The sequence below is a fragment of the Streptomyces bottropensis ATCC 25435 genome (assembly GCF_000383595.1).
In the GTDB taxonomy this organism is placed as follows: domain Bacteria; phylum Actinomycetota; class Actinomycetes; order Streptomycetales; family Streptomycetaceae; genus Streptomyces; species Streptomyces bottropensis.
The window spans coordinates 1,583,674-1,600,725 of the sequence record NZ_KB911581.1 but is presented as its reverse complement, the minus strand read 5'-3'; the positions used below and the strand labels follow the sequence as shown (position 1 = coordinate 1,600,725).

At 70.8% G+C, this 17,052-nt stretch carries 18 protein-coding genes; 10 read left to right on the top strand and 8 right to left on the bottom strand.

Annotation, left to right across the window (positions count from 1 at the left end):
- The first annotated feature begins 28 nt into the window (after nt 1-28).
- Nucleotides 29-859, top strand: coding sequence for a VOC family protein (locus STRBO_RS0107225; protein WP_005480391.1), 831 nt, complete (start codon nt 29-31; stop codon nt 857-859).
- Nucleotides 860-889: 30 nt separating this feature from the next.
- On the opposite strand, the gene STRBO_RS0107220 is transcribed toward STRBO_RS0107225, so the two are convergent.
- From STRBO_RS0107220 to STRBO_RS0107210, 3 genes are all read right to left on the bottom strand, one after another.
- The gene (locus STRBO_RS0107220; protein ID WP_005480392.1) at nt 890-1,303 is read right to left on the bottom strand and encodes a YciI family protein; all 414 of its coding nucleotides are present in this window, start codon (nt 1,301-1,303) and stop codon (nt 890-892) included.
- 83 nt (nt 1,304-1,386) lie between these two features.
- Nucleotides 1,387-1,677, bottom strand: coding sequence for a hypothetical protein (locus tag STRBO_RS0107215; RefSeq protein ID WP_005480393.1), 291 nt, complete (start codon nt 1,675-1,677; stop codon nt 1,387-1,389).
- Between the two features lie 137 nt (nt 1,678-1,814).
- Complete coding sequence (locus tag STRBO_RS0107210) at nt 1,815-2,399, bottom strand: dihydrofolate reductase family protein (protein WP_005480395.1); 585 nt, start codon at nt 2,397-2,399, stop codon at nt 1,815-1,817.
- Nucleotides 2,400-2,517: 118 nt separating this feature from the next.
- On the opposite strand from STRBO_RS0107210, the gene STRBO_RS0107205 reads away from it, so the two are divergent.
- Complete coding sequence (locus STRBO_RS0107205) at nt 2,518-3,108, top strand: TetR/AcrR family transcriptional regulator (RefSeq protein WP_005480397.1); 591 nt, start codon at nt 2,518-2,520, stop codon at nt 3,106-3,108.
- Between the two features lie 143 nt (nt 3,109-3,251).
- Here the strand turns inward: STRBO_RS0107205 and STRBO_RS39955 are convergent, their stop codons facing one another.
- Both STRBO_RS39955 and STRBO_RS0107195 read right to left on the bottom strand, forming a co-directional pair.
- The gene (locus STRBO_RS39955) at nt 3,252-4,577 is read right to left on the bottom strand and encodes a family 2 encapsulin nanocompartment cargo protein polyprenyl transferase (protein WP_005480398.1); all 1,326 of its coding nucleotides are present in this window, start codon (nt 4,575-4,577) and stop codon (nt 3,252-3,254) included.
- Nucleotides 4,578-4,682: 105 nt separating this feature from the next.
- Nucleotides 4,683-6,089: a family 2B encapsulin nanocompartment shell protein gene (locus STRBO_RS0107195; RefSeq protein ID WP_005480400.1), complete on the bottom strand. Its 1,407-nt coding sequence runs from the start codon at nt 6,087-6,089 to the stop codon at nt 4,683-4,685.
- A 296-nt stretch (nt 6,090-6,385) separates the two neighbouring features.
- Between STRBO_RS0107195 and STRBO_RS0107190 the strand changes: the two genes are divergently transcribed.
- Complete coding sequence (locus STRBO_RS0107190; RefSeq protein WP_202499693.1) at nt 6,386-6,976, top strand: N-acetylmuramoyl-L-alanine amidase; 591 nt, start codon at nt 6,386-6,388, stop codon at nt 6,974-6,976.
- Between the two features lie 55 nt (nt 6,977-7,031).
- The gene (locus STRBO_RS0107185; RefSeq protein ID WP_005480404.1) at nt 7,032-7,958 is read left to right on the top strand and encodes a 1-aminocyclopropane-1-carboxylate deaminase/D-cysteine desulfhydrase; all 927 of its coding nucleotides are present in this window, start codon (nt 7,032-7,034) and stop codon (nt 7,956-7,958) included.
- A 24-nt stretch (nt 7,959-7,982) separates the two neighbouring features.
- On the opposite strand, the gene STRBO_RS0107180 is transcribed toward STRBO_RS0107185, so the two are convergent.
- Nucleotides 7,983-9,578 (bottom strand): Na+/H+ antiporter, encoded by a 1,596-nt coding sequence (locus STRBO_RS0107180; protein ID WP_005480405.1) that lies wholly within the window; start codon nt 9,576-9,578, stop codon nt 7,983-7,985.
- Between the two features lie 59 nt (nt 9,579-9,637).
- On the opposite strand from STRBO_RS0107180, the gene STRBO_RS0107175 reads away from it, so the two are divergent.
- From STRBO_RS0107175 to STRBO_RS0107165, 3 genes are all read left to right on the top strand, one after another.
- Nucleotides 9,638-9,898, top strand: a complete 261-nt coding sequence (locus STRBO_RS0107175; protein WP_005480407.1) for a UBP-type zinc finger domain-containing protein — start codon at nt 9,638-9,640, stop codon at nt 9,896-9,898.
- Between the two features lie 336 nt (nt 9,899-10,234).
- Complete coding sequence (locus tag STRBO_RS0107170; protein WP_005480408.1) at nt 10,235-10,648, top strand: ATP-binding protein; 414 nt, start codon at nt 10,235-10,237, stop codon at nt 10,646-10,648.
- Nucleotides 10,645-11,811 carry an RNA polymerase sigma factor SigF gene (locus STRBO_RS0107165; protein ID WP_005480410.1) on the top strand — a complete coding sequence of 389 codons (1,167 nt, stop codon included), beginning with the start codon at nt 10,645-10,647 and terminating at the stop codon, nt 11,809-11,811. The genes STRBO_RS0107170 and STRBO_RS0107165 overlap by 4 nt, the downstream gene beginning before the upstream one ends.
- Before the next feature lie 20 nt (nt 11,812-11,831).
- On the opposite strand, the gene STRBO_RS0107160 is transcribed toward STRBO_RS0107165, so the two are convergent.
- Nucleotides 11,832-12,284, bottom strand: coding sequence for a hypothetical protein (locus tag STRBO_RS0107160; protein WP_005480411.1), 453 nt, complete (start codon nt 12,282-12,284; stop codon nt 11,832-11,834).
- A 117-nt stretch (nt 12,285-12,401) separates the two neighbouring features.
- Here STRBO_RS0107160 and STRBO_RS0107155 point away from each other — a divergent pair, with 117 nt between their 5' ends.
- On the top strand, nt 12,402-13,373 hold the full coding sequence (locus tag STRBO_RS0107155; protein ID WP_005480413.1) for a diacylglycerol/lipid kinase family protein: 972 nt from the start codon (nt 12,402-12,404) through the stop codon (nt 13,371-13,373).
- 320 nt (nt 13,374-13,693) lie between these two features.
- Nucleotides 13,694-13,951 carry a WhiB family transcriptional regulator gene (locus STRBO_RS0107150; protein WP_003992873.1) on the top strand — a complete coding sequence of 86 codons (258 nt, stop codon included), beginning with the start codon at nt 13,694-13,696 and terminating at the stop codon, nt 13,949-13,951.
- Between the two features lie 233 nt (nt 13,952-14,184).
- On the opposite strand, the gene STRBO_RS0107145 is transcribed toward STRBO_RS0107150, so the two are convergent.
- Nucleotides 14,185-15,651: a sensor histidine kinase gene (locus STRBO_RS0107145; protein WP_005480415.1), complete on the bottom strand. Its 1,467-nt coding sequence runs from the start codon at nt 15,649-15,651 to the stop codon at nt 14,185-14,187.
- A gap of 609 nt (nt 15,652-16,260) precedes the next feature.
- Between STRBO_RS0107145 and nagB the strand changes: the two genes are divergently transcribed.
- On the top strand, nt 16,261-17,046 hold the full coding sequence (gene nagB / locus STRBO_RS0107140) for a glucosamine-6-phosphate deaminase (RefSeq protein WP_005480416.1): 786 nt from the start codon (nt 16,261-16,263) through the stop codon (nt 17,044-17,046).
- Nucleotides 17,047-17,052 lie beyond the last annotated feature (6 nt).

The following is a 17,052-nucleotide window of genomic DNA, read 5'->3' as shown; positions in this document are numbered from 1 at the left end:
GGGCCGGAGTCCGAGAGGGAACGGTGCTGTGGGCGGAGTGCGCGGGGACGGCAGCGGCGGCGGCGCGGGCGTCGGCTCGCAGGGAGACTCGCAGGCGGAGGGGGCGGACGCGGCACGGGGTGCGATTCGGTGGACGTATGCCTTCGCCGACCGGCCGAGGGCCGGGTTGGAGCGGGCGTGCGCCTTCTGGACGGCGGTCACGGCCACCCGGCTGTCCGCACCCCGGGGCGACCGGGGTGAGTTCGTGACCCTGCTGCCCGAGACCGGCGACGCGTGCGTGAAGGCGCAGGGTGTGATGTCCGGCGACGGCGGCGCCCACCTGGATCTGGCCGTCGACGACGTCCCCGCCCTGGTCGACCGGGCGGTCCGGCTCGGCGCCGAGGTGGTCGCCCCGAACGACGGCTGGGCGGTGCTGCGCTCCCCCGCCGGGCACCTCTTCTGCGCGGTGCCGTGGCACGGGGAGTCCGTGCGGCCGCCGGTGGTCGACGGGAGCCGGCTGGACCAGGTGTGTCTGGACGTGGCGCCGGCCGGCTTCGCGGGCGAGGTCGCCTTCTGGGCGGCCCTGTCGGGCTGGGACTCGCACCCGGGCTCACTCCCGGAGTTCCATGTCCTGCGCCCGCCGGCCGGCCTCCCCTTCCGTGTCCTCCTCCAACGTCTCGACGCCCCCCGCCCCGCCTCCGCCCACCTCGACCTGGCCTGCGCCGACATCGACACCGTCCGGATCCGTCACGAAGCCCTCGGCGCCACCGTCGTGGCCCGCCACTCCCACTGGACGGTGATGCGCGACCCGGCGGGCGGCACGTACTGCCTGACGGGCCGGTCCCCGGAGACGGGCGGACTGCCACCGACGACACGGTGAATCAGCGGAGCGGGGACGGGGACGAACGGCTCAGACGTCTCCCGCACCGTCGAGCACCGGCCGGATGACCACCGGATACTCCGTGAGCCCCTCGGGGCCGGGGCACCTGGCGACGCGGGCCGCGATCTCCGTGGCCCGGTCCAGGTCGGCGCAGTCCAGGAGCCAGTAGCCGGCGAGCAGCACCTCGGTCCGCGGGTACGGCCCGTCCGTGACCACCGGCTCGCCGTCGGCGCCGGCCGTGACGAAACGAGTCCGCGCCGGCTCCGCCAGTCCCTGCGCGTCGATCATCTCCCCGGTCCGGGCGAGGTCCTCGTTGATCGCGCCCATGTGCGCGTACATGGCCTGCAACTGCTCCCCCGTCCAGCCCGGGGAGCCCGCGGACGCCTTGCCGCGCATGCCCTCGTAGTCCGCCTGTGTGCCCAGGACCATCAGCAGGTACTTCATGCGTACGCTCCTTCGACCCCCCGGTCCGGGCAGCTCGCGCAGGAGGCGTCGGAGCCGCTCCGCCTCGGTGGCGGCCGCACCCGTCAGGCCTTCTTCTCGGCCCTCCCCTCGGCGGTCTCACCCGCTCCGCCCGCCCGCGCGTCCTGATCACCATGCGCTCCATGGCTGCCGCTTGTGCGCCGGGCCACCGCCCGGGGCTTCTCCGCGGCGGCGTCCTCGGCCTCGACGGCCTCGTCGACGTACGCCGCACACTCGTGATTCCTGCACGGACCCGGACTCCATACCGGTACCCACGCGCCCAGCGTCTTGTGCCGCCGTACGACCGTGGCCACAGGCTGTCCGCAGACCGGGCAGACATGCTCGTCGATGCCCATGCCCTCAGGGTATGACCGACAGCCCCGGGGCGCTCCCCGCGTGCGCGGACGATCGGCGACCGGTCACGCGCGCACGGCTCCCGGACGGACGCGCGGGGCCTCGCCCTCGTCGCGCCTCGACCGCGCGGGCCCGTCCGTCAGCGCTTCCTGCTGTACTTGCGGACGACCACCCCGTTGTCGAAGCCGCGCACCTCGTCGAGCGTGAACTCGCGGATGTCGAAGCCGGAGCCGAACATCGGCATCCCGCTGCCCTGCACCACCGGGTACGTCTTGATGATCAGCTCGTCGACCTCGTCGATCAGCGCGCCCGCGACGGCCGCGCCACCGCAGAGGTAGATGCCGAGTTCGCCGTCCTCCGCCTTGAGTTCACGGACCTTGCCGACCAGGTCGTCCGAGATGATCTCGACGTGCGGATCGGGCGACTCCTTCAGCGTGCGGGAGGCCACGTACTCGCGCAGGTGGGCGAAGGGGCTGGTGATGCCGTCCTTCAGGGCCACGTCGTAGCTGGCGCGGCCCTGGACGATCGTGTCGTAGTGCTTGTTCGGCAGGCCGTCCGTGCCGACGAGCCGACGCACGTGGCTCGGGTTGATGTCCGGGTGCTCCGTGAGGAGGTACTCCGCGTACTCCCCCACCACAAAGGGATACATGTACGACGCGTCACCCTCCGGGTCCCCGATGAAGCCGTCGATGGAACAGGCGATGGCGTACGTGAGCTTGCGCAAACCGGTCTCTTTTCCTCGTCCGACAGGTGGATCACCGCGTGACCACCGTGCAACCACTTCAGTTATAGTACTTCAATCGTAGTGGTTGCAAGACGATTTCGGATACGAGGGAGCCCGGATGGTCAGGAACCCGGAGCGCAGGGCCGCTCTGCTGGACGCGGCGGTGGAGGTGCTGGCGCGGGAGGGGGCGCGCGGGCTGACGTTCCGGGCGGTGGACTCCGAGGCCGGGGTGCCGGTGGGCACCGCCTCGAACTACTTCGCCGACCGCGACGCCCTTCTCCACCAGATCGACGCCCGACTGAAGGAACGCCTGGCACCCGACCCGGCCGTGGTCGAGGACCTGCTCGCGTCACCGAAGGACCGGACCCTGGTCACGGCCTTCATGCGCGACCTGCTGGCCCGCGTCACCGGGGACCGCACCGGTTACCTCGCCCATCTGGAGCTGCGCCTCGAAGCCACCCGCCGCCCCGCCCTGTACGCCTCGTACACCGAGTCGGTGCGCGGAGAGCTGGAGTTCGGGATGCGCTTCCACCGCGAGGCCGGTCTCCCCGGCGGCGACGAGACGGTCATGGTCCTCTACCTGGCCATGCAGGGCCTTCTCCTCGAACACCTCACCCTGCCGGACGTCCTCGACGGCGCCCTTCCCGGCGTGCGGGCCCCCGGGGGCCTGATGGAACGCCTCGTGGAAACGATCGTCCCCGAGCACTGACCCGCGCGAAAAGACCGACGGGCCCCGCACACCGTGGGGATGTGCGGGACCCGCCGGTCGACCGGAGGCGCCGGAACCACGCGTGGTCAGGTCGGCACGGCGCCGACACCTCCGGAGCATCGGCCGGCCCTGGGCGCCGGGTCTCAGCTGCTGCGGCGCGTCACGAACTCGGCCAGGGCGAGGAGTCCGCCGGCCGACTCCGGGTCCGGGACCGCCCGGGACAGTTCCTGTATGGCACGGGCCATCCGGTCGGCGGCCTGAACCTGCGCCCAGTCGCGACCGCCGGCCCGCTCCACCACGAGTGCCGTGCGCTCCAGATCTCCCTCTTCGTACGGCAGTCCGTACAGCTCGGCGAGTTCGGTCGCCTCCGGGGTGCCGGAGGTGAGCGCGGCGACCACCGGGAGGGACTTCTTGCGGACCATGAGATCCGCCCCGGCCGGCTTTCCGGTGCGGCTCGGGTCCCCCCAGATGCCGATCACGTCGTCGATGAGCTGGAAGGCGAGCCCGGCCTCTCGCCCGAACGCGTCGAGAGCCTCGACGTCCTCCTCGCCGGCGCCCGCGTACAGCGCTCCCACGGCACAGGCACAGCCGAGCAGCGCGCCCGTCTTCGCCTCGGCCATGGCGAGCACCTCGTCGAGAGTGACCTCCTCGGGCCGGCGTCCCTCCATCTCGGTGTCGGTGTGCTGCCCCGCGCAGAGTTCGATGACGCAGGACGCGAGCCGTGCGGAGGCCGCGGCGGACGCCGGGTGCGGGTCCTCGGCGAGCAGTTGCTGGGCGAGGGCCTGCATCGCGTCCCCGGCGAGGATCGCGTCGGGGACACCGAACACGGTCCAGGCGGTCGCCCGGTGCCGACGGGTGGTGTCCCGGTCCATCACGTCGTCGTGCAGCAGGGTGAAGTTGTGCACCAGTTCCACCGCGGCGGCGGCCCGCACGGCGGCGGACTCGTGCCCCCCGAGCGCGGAGACGGCGGCCAGGACCAGCGCCGGACGTATCGCCTTGCCCGCGTTCCCGGCGGCCGGGGTGCCGTGCGCGTCCTCCCAGCCGAAGTGGTAGCGCGCGACCCGGCGCATCGACAGGGGCAGGGTCTTCACGGCCCGGCGCAGTTCGGGGTCGACGGACACCCGGGCCTGCTCCAGGATTCCCGCCGCCTCGCGCCCGTCGAGCCGATTCCGCCCGCCCGCCGGGTCGGCCGCGCTCCGGTCACCGCAGGGAGACCCAGCCCTCACCGGCTCCCCGCCCCCCTTCGGCTCCAGAACTCCCCTTCGCTCGCGGCCCCGGTCGCCCGTCGGCCCCGCCGGCCGGACGACTCCCGCCGGTTGCGCGACCCGTACCGGGGCCCCCGCTGCCGCGGGCTCCCCGGCCCCGGCCGCCTCGTCGGCGCACACCGTCCCCTCGGCGTACGCCGACTTCGCCGTCCTCGCCGGAGTCTCGGCGGGACCCCGCTTCGTCTGCGTCAGGAACTCACCCATGGGGTCGCCCCGGAGAGCCGGCGGTCGGTGGTGCCGCTGCCGAGGGGCGCGTCCCGGAGTGCACCCGCCCTGAGGGGCGGGGACACGGAATCCGGTCGGACAGGGTCACCGCCAGCGGCCGATCTCGACGTTCTCCAGAACGCCGAGCGCGTCGGGGACCAGGACCGCGGCCGAGTAGTAGGCCGTCACGAGGTACTTGATGATCGCCTGTTCGTTGATGCCCATGAAGCGCACGGACAGGCTGGGCTCGATCTCGTCCGGGATGCTCGCGGCCCGCAGACCGATCACGCCCTGGTCGTCCTCGCCCGTACGCATGGCGATGATCGACGTGGTCCTGGCCTCGGTCACCGGGATCTTGTTGCACGGGTAGATCGGCACACCGCGCCAGGTGGGGATGCGGTTCCCGGCGATGTCGATGGTCTCCGGGACCAGCCCGCGCTTGTTCAGCTCGCGTCCGAACGCGGAGATCGCGCGCGGGTGGGCGAGCAGCAGCTTGGTGCCCCGGCGGCGGCTGAGCAGTTCGTCCAGGTCGTCCGGGCCGGGCACACCGTCGTGCGGCTGGAGCCGCTGGTCGTACTCGCAGTTGTGCAGGAGGCCGAACTCGCGGTTGTTGACGAGCTCGTGCTCCTGGCGCTCCTTCAACGCCTCGACCGTGAGCCGGATCTGCTGCTCGGTCTGGTTCATCGGCTGGTTGTAGAGGTCGGCCACGCGCGTGTGGATGCGCAGGACGGTCTGGGCGACGCTGAGTTCGTACTCGCGCGGCGCGGCCTCGTAGTCGACGAAGGTGTGCGGGATGTCCGGCTCACCGCTGTGGCCGGCGGCGAGGTCGATCTCCTTCTCGCCGTACTTGTTGGTGCGTTGCGAAGGGATCGCGCGCAGCTCCTGAAGGTGCTCGCTCAGGGTCTCGGCCCGCTCGGCGAGTTGCTCGACGGCGCGACGGGGCAGGACGAGCACCGTGCACGCGGTGACCGCGCGGGCCGTGTACTCCCAGATCGCCTCGGGGTCGAGCAGGGCCTGGTCGCCGAAGTAGGCGCCGTCCGCCAGTACGCCGAGGACCGCGTCGTCGCCGTAGGGGCCCGTCCCGATCTTCTCGACCTTGCCGTGGGCCAGGAGGAACACCTCCTCCGCCTGGCTGCCGAATTCGGCCAGTACGTCACCGGGGGCGAACTCCCGCTGTTCGCACCGCTGGGCCAGCTCGCCCAGCACCTCGATGTCCTCGTACGTCCGCAGGGCAGGCAGTTCGCCCAGCTCCGCGGGGATGACGGTCACCCGGTCGCCGGTCTTCACGAAGGTGACGCGGCCGTCGCCGACCGCGTAGGTGAGCCGCCTGTTCACCCGGTACGTGCCACCCTGCACATTCACCCAGGGCAGGGTGCGCAGCAGCCAGCGCGAGCTGATCTCCTGCATCTGGGGTGTGGACTTCGTGGTGGTGGCCAGGTTCCTTGCAGCCGCCGTGCCGAGACTCTGCTGCGGCCTGTCCTGCTGCGAGCGAACCTCTTCGCCTACCGACATACGGATTTCCCCTCCGGGTGTGCACTGATATCGCGGTCACCGATCTCCCGACCAGCCTCGCATCACGGAGCGTGTTGGTGCTATTACCCGAAAGAGCGGGAATGGATCTTAGGGAGAGTGGGCATGTCGGTCGCCGCTGTCGACCCGCTCGCGCGTCTGTCCGAGCGCCGCGCGAATCTGACCGGATCCACCCGCACGCCCCGCCGACAACTCGCTCGCACCGCGCGAGGGGGGTACAAGCCTGCGTACGAGGCGACCACGACCAGCGGCCGCCGGACAGCACGAAGGAGTCGGCCATGGCCCCACCCATGTCCGCGAGCAGGTTCCTCACCGTCCTCAGGAACGAGGGCGTACAGGTCGTCGAGGTCGGCGACTGGGAGCATCACAACCGCAACCACGTGGGCCCCTGGGGGCCCGTCCACGGCGTGATGATCCACCACACCGTCACCTCCGGCAGCGAACGCACCGTGCGCATCTGCCGCAACGGCTACGAGGGCCTGCCCGGCCCGTTGTGCCACGGCGTCATCACCAAGGACGGCCGGGTGCACCTCGTCGGCTACGGCCGCGCCAACCACGCCGGCCTCGGCGACGACGACGTACTGCGGGCCGTGATCGCCGAGAAGGCGCTCCCGCCGGACAACGAGTCCAACACCGACGGCAACCGCCACTTCTACGGCTTCGAGTGCGAGAACCTGGGCGACGGCCAGGACCCCTGGCCGGCGGCCCAGCTCGACGCCATCGAACGGGTCTCCGCCGCGATCTGCCGCCACCACGGCTGGAACCAGCGGTCCGTCATCGGCCACCTCGAATGGCAGCCCGGCAAGGTCGACCCCCGGGGCTTCACCATGGCCCACATGAGAGACCGGGTACGGGACCGCCTGAAATAGGGCACGAGCGCCGGCGCACCCGACGCCGACCGGTCATGTGTCCGACAATGGGCACGTGACCGGCCAGTCCTCCGCCCCCGACCCCGTCGCCGCCCTGGACCCCGTGCTGCCGTCCCCTCTGCAGGAGGTGGTGGACGAGCGCTTCGCCCGCCACGGCGTCCGGCTGCTCCTCAAGCGCGACGACCTGATCCATCCGCGGCTCGTCGGCAACAAGTGGCGCAAGCTGGCCCCCAACCTGCGCGCGGCGGCCGGCCGGCCGGTGCTCACGTTCGGCGGCGCCTACTCGAACCACCTGCGCGCCACCGCGGCGGCGGGCCGCCTCCTGGGCCTGCCCACCATCGGCGTGGTCCGCGGTCAGGAACTGGCCGACCGTCCGCTCAACGCGTCCCTGGCCCGCTGCGCGGCGGACGGCATGCGGCTGCACTTCGTCGACAGATCGACCTATCGCCGCAAGTCCGACCCCGCCGCCCTGGCCGCCGTCCTGCGCGCCGCCGACGCGGGGGACGCGTACGTCGTCCCCGAGGGCGGCAGCAACAGTCTCGCGGTGCGCGGCTGCCAGGACCTCGGCGCGGAACTGCGCGGCCGGGCCGACGTCGTGGCCCTGGCCTGCGGCACCGGCGGCACGCTCGCGGGGCTGGCCGCCGGCCTGGCCCCCGGCCAGCGCGCCCTCGGAATTCCGGTCCTCAAGGGGGGCTTCCTCGACGAGGAGATACGAAGGCTGCAGGAGCGGGCCTTCGGCGGACCGCGCGGCGACTGGCGTCTCGACGACCGCTTCCACTGCGGCGGCTACGCGCGCACCACCCCCGAACTGGACGCCTTCGCCGTCGACTTCGAGGCCCGCCACGCCCTGCCCGTGGAGCGTCTCTATGTCGCCAAGTCGCTCTACGGACTTGTCGCCCTGGCGGCGGAGGGCGCCTTCGCGCGCGGGACGACGCTCGCCGCGGTGATCACCGGACGCCCGTTCGAGGACCACGCGCCCTAGACCGGCCGGCGCCCCGGGACCGTCTCAGGACGCCTCCCGGAATACCGCCGCCTCCTCCAGGTCCAGCCTGCGCAACAGGGTGCGCAACATCTCGTCGTCGATGTACCGGCCGTCCCGCAGTTTCACGAAGACCTCGCGTTCGGCGCCGATCATCTCGCGGGAGAGGCGGCTGTAGGTGTCGTCGACGCTCTCCCCGGTCACCGGGTTGACCGCGCCGAGCCGTTCCCAGACGGCGTTGCGGCGGCGTTCCAGGACGGTGTGGAGGCGGTCGACGAGCGGAGGCGGCAGCTCGTTGCGCTCGTCGGCGAGGAGTTCGTCGAGGCGGGCCTCGGCGGCGCGGGACGCCTGGGCCTGGGCGTTGGCCTCGGCGAGGGTCTCGGCCTGCTGGTCGCGTCCCGGCAGCTTCAGGGCGCGGATGAGCGGCGGGAGGGTCAGCCCCTGGATGACGAGCGTCCCGATGACCGTCGTGAAGGTCAGGAAGAGGATCAGGTTCCGTCCGGGGAAGTCGTCCCCGCCGTTCACCGTGAGCGGGATCGAGAAGGCGATGGCCAGCGAGACGACACCCCGCATGCCGGCCCAGGCGATGACGAAGGGCGCCTTCCAGGTGGGGTTGTCCTCCCGCTCCCGGATGCGCCGCGACAGCAAGCGGGGCAGGAAGGTGGCCGGATAGACCCACGCGAACCGGGTCGCGACCACGACGAGGAAGACGGCCACGGCGTACCAGGAGGCGCGGACCCCCTCGTACTCGCCCAGCCCTTCGAGGACGACCGGGAGCTGCAGGCCGATGAGGGCGAACACGGCGGACTCCAGCAGGAAGGCGACCATCTTCCAGACGGCCTCCTCCTGGAGGCGGGTGGCGAAGTCGACCTGCCAGTTGCGGTAGCCGAGGTACAGGCCGACGACGACCACGGCGAGCACCCCGGAGGCGTGCACCCACTCGGCGAGGCCGTAGGCGACGAACGGGATCAGCAGGGAGAGGGTGTTCTGGAGCAGTGCCTCCTTCAGGTGCGTGCGCAGCCAGTGGATCGGCACCATCAGCAGCAGGCCCACCGCGACGCCGCCGACCGCCGCCACCAGGAAGTCGACCGTCCCGCCCGACCAGCTCGCGCCCTCGCCGATGGTGGCCGCGAGGGCCACCCGGTAGGCGGTGATCGCGGTCGCGTCGTTCACCAGGGACTCGCCCTGCAGGATGGTGGTGATCCGCGAGGGCAGGCCCACCCGCCGGGCGACCGCCGTGGCCGCGACCGCGTCCGGCGGGGCCACCACCGCGCCGAGCACCAGGGCCGCGGGCAGTGGCATCCCCGGCACGAGCAGGTAGGCGGCCCAGCCGACCGCGAGGGTCGCGAAGAGCACGTAGCCGACCGACAGCAGCGCCACGGGTCGCAGCTGGGCCCGCAGGTCGAGGTACGAGCTGTCGCTGGCGGCCGTGTACAGCAGCGGGGGCAGGATCAGCGGCAGGACGATCTCGGGATCGAGTTCGTAGTGCGGCACTCCGGGCAGATACGACACCGCGAGCCCTGCCGCGACCAGCAGCAGCGGGGCGGGCACCGGCGTACGCCGGGCGGCACCGGCCACCGTCGCGCTCCCGGCGACCAGCAACAGCAAGGGCAGGAAGTGCATCGCTTGCGCCGCCTTCGTTTCCGCGCGGCGTTCCGCGCACCCGTCGTAACCTGGCAATCATGAAACAGTGCACGCACACGGAGGCGCTGCCGCACCCCGAGCCCGAACCGCTGAGCGACACCTGCCCGGAGTGCCTGGCCGCCGGGAGTCATCCGGTGCAGTTGCGGATGTGCCTGGAGTGCGGGCACGTGGGCTGCTGCGACTCCTCGCCGATGCGGCACGCGACCGAGCACCACAAGGAGAGCGGCCATCCCATCATGCGTACGTTCGAGGCGGGCGAGACCTGGCGCTGGTGCTTCGTCGACCATGTACTCGTATGACAGTCCCTGTACCGGTATGACTACCGGAGCGGAGTCGTCGCACGACGGAACCATGTCACCCCGTGACACGTCGACGTACTCGTGTGACACGGTTCGGCAGTCCGACGCCTGGGTACGTCAATCCGGCGCGCGCTCTTCCTATTTGAGGCCCGCAGACCTCTAGCCACCGAGCGTATTCATAGGCTTACTATGAGTGACAGCATGGGGTGGGGTCCTCAGGACCCCGAGGACACGACGCTCGGTAGCGCGATAGCGTCACCGCTGAACCACGTAGCGCGTTACCCCGGGGGGCGACCCTCGGCCCCCGAAAAAGCTTGTACCACCTTGGAGGTGAGGGTGTCCCAGATCGCAGGCGAGCCCGGGATCCAGGACTTCGTGGAAGTCCGGCTGCCGGCCGCGGGTGCCTACCTGTCGGTGCTGCGTACGGCGACGGCCGGCCTCGCGGCCCGTTTGGACTTCACCCTCGACGAGATCGAGGATTTGCGCATCGCGGTCGACGAGGCCTGCGCGATCCTGCTTCAGCAGGCCGTGCCCGGCTCGGTGCTCAGCTGTGTCTTCCGTCTGGTCGACGATTCACTGGAGGTCACGGTCTCGGCCCCCACCACGGACGGTCACGCCCCCGCGCGCGACACCTTCGCCTGGACCGTGCTGTCGGCCCTGGCGGGGAAGGTCTCCTCCGCGGTGGCCGACGACAAAACCGTTTCGATCAGCCTCTACAAACAGCGCGGCGCGGGACCCGGGCCGGCGTGAGGAACGGGGACGGGCCGGTGCGGGACGAAGAACGCGGCACACGGGAACTTCCCGCGGAGGACGACGGCGGTCCGAGTGGGCCGGCGCCTCTGGCGGACGGCGTCGACGGCATCCCCGAGCAGGCCAGGCCGCACCCGGAGGACGAGTCCTCGGCGGCCGGAGCGTCTCGGTGGACGGAGCCGGCCGACGGCGAGGAGCGCGAGGCGCCCTCCGGCGGGCAACGGGATCCGGAGGGTGTCCTGCGGATCACCACGTCCTCACGAGGGCGGACTGGGGCCTCCCCCGCTCGACGAACACAGTCGGGAGCTGGGGGAACGGTGACGGCGGGCGGGACTATGAGCGAGCACGAGCGACACGACGAGACGGCCGCGCAGCACGCGCAGACCGTGCGCAGCACCCAGCACCATCCGCAGGACCGCAGCGGGGCGCGAGCCCTGTTCATCGAGCTGCGCGCCCTGCCGGACGGCAGTGTCGAGTACGCGGAGCTGCGCAACCGGCTGGTCCGGATGCATCTGCCGCTCGTGGAGCACCTCGCGCGCCGTTTCCGCAATCGCGGGGAGCCGCTGGACGACCTGACGCAGGTCGCCACCATCGGGCTGATCAAGTCGGTCGACCGCTTCGACCCGGACCGCGGCGTGGAGTTCTCGACGTACGCGACCCCGACGGTCGTCGGCGAGATCAAGCGGCACTTCCGTGACAAGGGCTGGGCGGTGCGGGTCCCGCGCCGGCTGCAGGAGCTGCGCCTCTCGCTGACCACGGCCACGGCCGAGCTGTCCCAGCAGCACGGCCGCTCGCCGACGGTGCACGAGCTGGCCGAGAAGCTGGCCATCTCGGAGGAGGAGGTCCTGGAGGGCCTGGAGTCGGCGAACGCGTACTCCACGCTGTCCCTGGACGTCCCCGACACCGACGACGAGTCCCCGGCCGTCGCGGACACGCTCGGCGCCGAGGACGAGGCGCTGGAGGGCGTCGAGTACCGGGAGTCCCTCAAGCCGCTCCTGGAGGACCTTCCGCCGCGCGAGAAGCGGATCCTGTTGCTGCGCTTCTTCGGCAACATGACCCAGTCGCAGATCGCCCAGGAGGTCGGCATCTCGCAGATGCACGTCTCACGGCTTCTGGCGCGGACGCTGGCCCAGCTCCGCGAGAAGCTGCTCGTGGAGGAGTAGCTCCCGCGCCCCGTCAGGACCTACCGCTTCGTCTCCTCCGCCCGGCCCGGCCCCTGGATCCCCAGGGCCTGGGTCGTAGCGGGATTGATCAGCAGGACCAGCGCGGCGACGGCGACCACGGCCAGGACGATGCCCGCCCAGATCGCCACGCTGTCGGCGCGCAGCAGGTTGTAGGCCACTGGCAGCGCCATGATCTGGGTGATCACGGCGGGCCCCCGGCTCCAGCTCCGGCGCAGCAGCAGCCCGCGCGCGGCGATCAGCGGCAGCAGGGCCAGCGCGAAGAGGGTGATCCCTCCGGTGACGCCGGTGCTCAGGTCGTCGGAGTCGCCGCCGAGGCCCAGGACGAGCATGGCCCCGCCGCCCACCAACAGGGCCGCCCCCTCCAGCGCGGCCAGCGCCGCGGCGGCGGTCAGCCGCCCGGGACGGGGCTCGGCGTCGGAGGTGTCCGGCGTGGGGGTCTGCTCAGGGCTCACCCGTGAAGGGTAGCCGCCCCTCCACACGCCCCCGCGTGCTCATCGTCACTACCCGATCTCCCCTTGATCCGCACCTCGGTATGGGCCGGGTACCACCCAGTAGGTACGCTGCAACCCATGCGTGCACTTCTCGTGGTCAATCCGGCGGCAACCACCACAAGCGCACGTACGCGCGATGTCCTGATCCACGCCCTCGCGAGCGAGATGAAGCTTGAGGCGGTCACCACGGAGTACCGGGGCCACGCCCGGGACCTCGCCCGGCAGGCCGCGGAGGGCAAGGACGACATCGAACTGGTCGTCGCCCTCGGCGGCGACGGCACGGTCAACGAGGTCGTCAACGGCCTGTTGCACCACGGCCCCGATCCCGACCGCCTCCCCCGTCTCGCCGTGGTTCCCGGCGGCTCCACCAACGTCTTCGCCCGTGCGCTGGGACTGCCCAACGACGCCGTGGAGTCGACCGGCGTCCTGCTCGACGCCCTGCGCGAGAGCCGGGAGCGCACGGTCGGACTGGGCATGGCCTCGGGCACACCGGGTACGGAGGACGAGGCGGTGCCGTCCCGCTGGTTCACCTTCTGCGCCGGCTTCGGATTCGACGCGGGTGTGATCGGCCGTGTCGAGCAACAACGGGAACGCGGACGGAAATCCACACACGCCCTTTACCTGCGTCAGGCATTTCGGCAGTTCCTGGAAGAGCCGCATCGCAGACTCGGCACGATCACCGTGGAGCAGGCGGGCCAGGATCCGATTTCCGATCTTGTGCTGTCCATAGTCTGCAACACGTCCCCGTGGACGTTTCTGGGTAATCGCCCGGTGTACGCGTCGCCTAAGGCCTCGTTCGATAAAGGCCTCGACGTGCTCGGCCTGAGCCGCATGTCGACGCCCGCGCTCGCCCGATATGGCACACAATTGCTCACTTCGTCCCCCGAGCGGGGACCCCGCGGCAAGCACGCCACCACCCTGCACGATCTGACCGACTTCACCTTGCATTCGAAGGCCCCTCTCCCCCTCCAGATGGACGGCGACCACCTCGGACTGCGTACGAGCGTGACGTTCACAGGCGTACGCCGTGCACTGCGTGTGATTGTGTGAGCGGAACGGGCAAAAGTCCTTCCACTCGAACGTTTAGGCCAGGGTCCACCCCATGGAAGTACGGCTGTGACACAGTCGACACCGAGGAATCAAAAAAAACTTTCCGGAAGGGGTTGTATCCGCCGCTGAGGTTTGCGAGTCTCTACGTGGCGCTCGGGACAGCCCGCAACACCCGGCTCAAGCAAGCGCCAGAACCCCTCCTCAATCCACAGGACCACACCAGTCCGTCTGGTGATCGGCCCTTCACTTGTTGAGGGATTCGTGAAAGCGTTCACATTCACAAGCAACGTGCAAGTAATACCCAAGGAGAGGTAGCAGCCATGGACTGGCGTCACAACGCCGTTTGCCGCGAGGAAGACCCCGAGCTCTTCTTCCCCATCGGCAACACCGGTCCTGCGCTGCTGCAGATCGAGGAAGCCAAGGCTGTCTGCCGTCGCTGCCCTGTTATCGAGCAGTGTCTGCAGTGGGCGCTTGAGTCCGGCCAGGACTCCGGCGTCTGGGGTGGTCTCAGCGAGGACGAGCGCCGCGCCATGAAGCGCCGCGCCGCCCGCAACCGGGCCCGTCAGGCATCCGCCTGACATCCCACCCAGCAATAGCCTGAGCTTGGCGGCGCGCACAGCGAGTGCGCTTCTCCCGCCCCCGAGCCGCAGCGCGCAGTACCCCCGGTGCGCTTAATCAGCCACGAGCCCGAGCCCTGGACCACATGGTGGTCCGGGGCTCTGTGCTGTTCGCCGCAGGAAGGCCGCGGTCGTCACGGCGATCGCGGCTTTCGTGTGCGTGGCTGTCGTGTGCGTGGCTGTCGTGTCCGCCGCTACTTCTGGGCCCGCACGGGGAGGTCCAGGATCACCTGGGTGCCCCGCTCCGGAGCGGGGACCATGTCGAACGTGCCGCCCAACTCGCCCTCGACCAGCGTCCGTACGATCTGCAGGCCGAGGTTGCCGGAGCGGTGCGGGTCGAAGCCCTCGGGGAGGCCGACGCCGTCGTCCTGGACGGTGACGAGGAGGCGGGTCTCCTTGCTGGTGCCGCCGCGCACGGCCGAGACCTCGACGGTGCCGGTGTCGCCCTCACGGAAACCGTGTTCGAGGGCGTTCTGCAGGATCTCGGTGAGGACCATCGAGAGCGGGGTCGCGACCTCCGCGTCCAGGATGCCGAAGCGTCCGGTGCGCCGGCCGACGACCTTGCCCGGTGAGATCTCGGCGACCATGGCGAGCACCCGGTCGGCGATCTCGTCGAACTCCACCCGCTCGTCCAGGTTCTGGGACAGCGTCTCATGGACGATCGCGATCGATCCGACCCGTCGCACCGCCTCCTCCAGTGCCTCGCGGCCCCGCTCGGACTCGATGCGCCGCGCCTGGAGGCGCAGCAGCGCGGCGACGGTCTGGAGGTTGTTCTTCACCCGGTGGTGGATCTCCCGGATGGTCGCGTCCTTGGTGATCAACTCACGCTCGCGCCGCCGCAGTTCCGTCACGTCCCGCAGCAGCACCAGCGAACCGATGCGCGGCCCCTTGGGCTTGAGGGGGATCGCCCGGAACTGGATCACACCTTCCACGGACTCGATCTCGAACTCACGGGGCGCCCATCCGCTCGCCACCTTGGCCAGCGCCTCGTCCACCGGGCCCCGGGAGGGGGCGAGTTCGGCGGTCGTCCGGCCGAGATGGCAGCCGACGAGATCGGTGGCGAGGCCGAGGCGGTGGTAGGCCGAGAGGGCGTTCGGCGAGGCGTACTGGACGATCCCGTCGGCGTCGAGCCTGATGAGGCCGTCGCCGACGCGCGGCGAGGCATCCATGTCGACCTGCTGGTCGGGGAACGGGAACGCGCCCCCGGCGATCATCTGGGCCAGGTCGGAGGCGCTCTGGAGATACGTCAGCTCCAGCCGGCTGGGGGTACGCACGGTCAGCAGATTGGTGTTGCGCGCGATGACGCCGAGCACCCGCCCCTCCCTGCGCACGGGGATGGACTCGACCCGTACGGGCACCTCCTCCCGCCACTCGGGGTCGCCCTCGCGGACGATGCGGCCCTCGTCGTGGGCGGCGTCCAGCAGAGGGCGGCGACCTCGGGGGACCAGGTGGCCGACCATGTCGTCCTGGTAGGAGGTGGGGCCGGTGTTGGGGCGCATCTGGGCCACGGAGACATAGCGGGTGCCGTCGCGCGTGGGGACCCACAGGACCAGGTCGGCGAAGGAGAGGTCGGACAGCAGCTGCCACTCCGACACCAGCAGATGCAGCCACTCCAGGTCGGAGTCGCTGAGAGCGGTGTGCTGGCGGACGAGTTCGTTCATGGAGGGCACGTGTGCGAGCGTACCTGGCGGTACGAAGATGACCGGAAAGGGCCGGTGGCCGTCGTGGTCGGCCCCGGAAACACCCGCGGGCCGCGGCGCCTGAGAGGGACCCTCAACCCTCCCGGCACCGCAGCCCGGAGCAACATCGGCCGTGGGGTGTGCGGTCCCAGTCGGCCGAAGGCGAGGATCCGGAGCAGTCAGGGCAGAGAGCGCCGGGTCCTCGGTCCGCCTTCCTGTGCGGGGAAGACGGAGGCTTCTACTTCTTGACGGGCGATCGTCGGCGGCCGGAGCCGTTGATCGATCACCTGCCTACCCACGCATTGTTGACTAGACCACTGCGTGTGTCCATGCGTTGGCGGATGTTTGTTGTTGTTCCATTGTCCGACATCCGCCGACGCCCCACACGCAGAGTAGCCCGCTTCCGGCCGGAGGCGGGCCGGAACGCCGGACGACGGTGGCGACCGTGGTGGCCGCCTCACGTCCCTGCCCGGCCGACCCCTGTGGCGTCGGGGACTCCCCTGCTAGATTGGTCTACACCACATACGAGGCTACCTGGCCGCTCCGGGTCGGGTCCCCTTGAGTCCTTCTTTCCAGATCGGCAGGCCCAGCGTGGAAGTTGTCATCGTTCCGGATGCCAAGGCGGGTGGCGAACTCATAGCCGAGGCGATGGCGCAGTTGCTCCGGCGCAAGCCCGAGGCGCTCCTCGGGGTGGCCACGGGCTCGACCCCGCTGCCCGTCTACACGGCACTCACGGCGAAGGTGCGATCCGGTGCCGTGGACGCCTCCCGGGCGCGGGTCGCCCAGCTCGACGAGTACGTGGGTCTGCCGGCCGAGCACCCCGAGTCGTACCGCTCGGTGCTGCGGCGGGAGGTGCTGGAGCCGCTGGGACTGGATCCGGACGCGTTCATCGGGCCCGACGGGACCGCCGAGGACGTGACGGGGGCGTGCGAGGCGTACGACAGGGCGCTGGCCGAGGCCGGGGGTGTGGATCTGCAACTGCTCGGCATCGGGACCGACGGCCACATCGGGTTCAACGAGCCGTGCTCCTCACTCGCCTCCCGGACGCGGATCAAGACGCTCACCCAGCAGACCCGGATCGACAACGCGCGGTTCTTCGGCGGCGACATCGAGCAGGTGCCGCACCACGTCATCACCCAGGGCATCGGCACGATCCTGGAAGCACGGCACCTGGTACTGCTCGCCACGGGCGAGGGCAAGGCCGACGCCGTCGCGGCGACCGTGGAGGGGCCGGTGGCGGCGGTCTGCCCGGCCTCGGCGCTGCAGCTCCATCGCCACGCGACGGTCGTGGTGGACGAGGGCGCCGCGTCGAAGCTGAAGCTGGCGGACTACTTCCGGCACACGTTCGACAACAAGCCCGACTGGCAGGGGATCTAGGCGGCG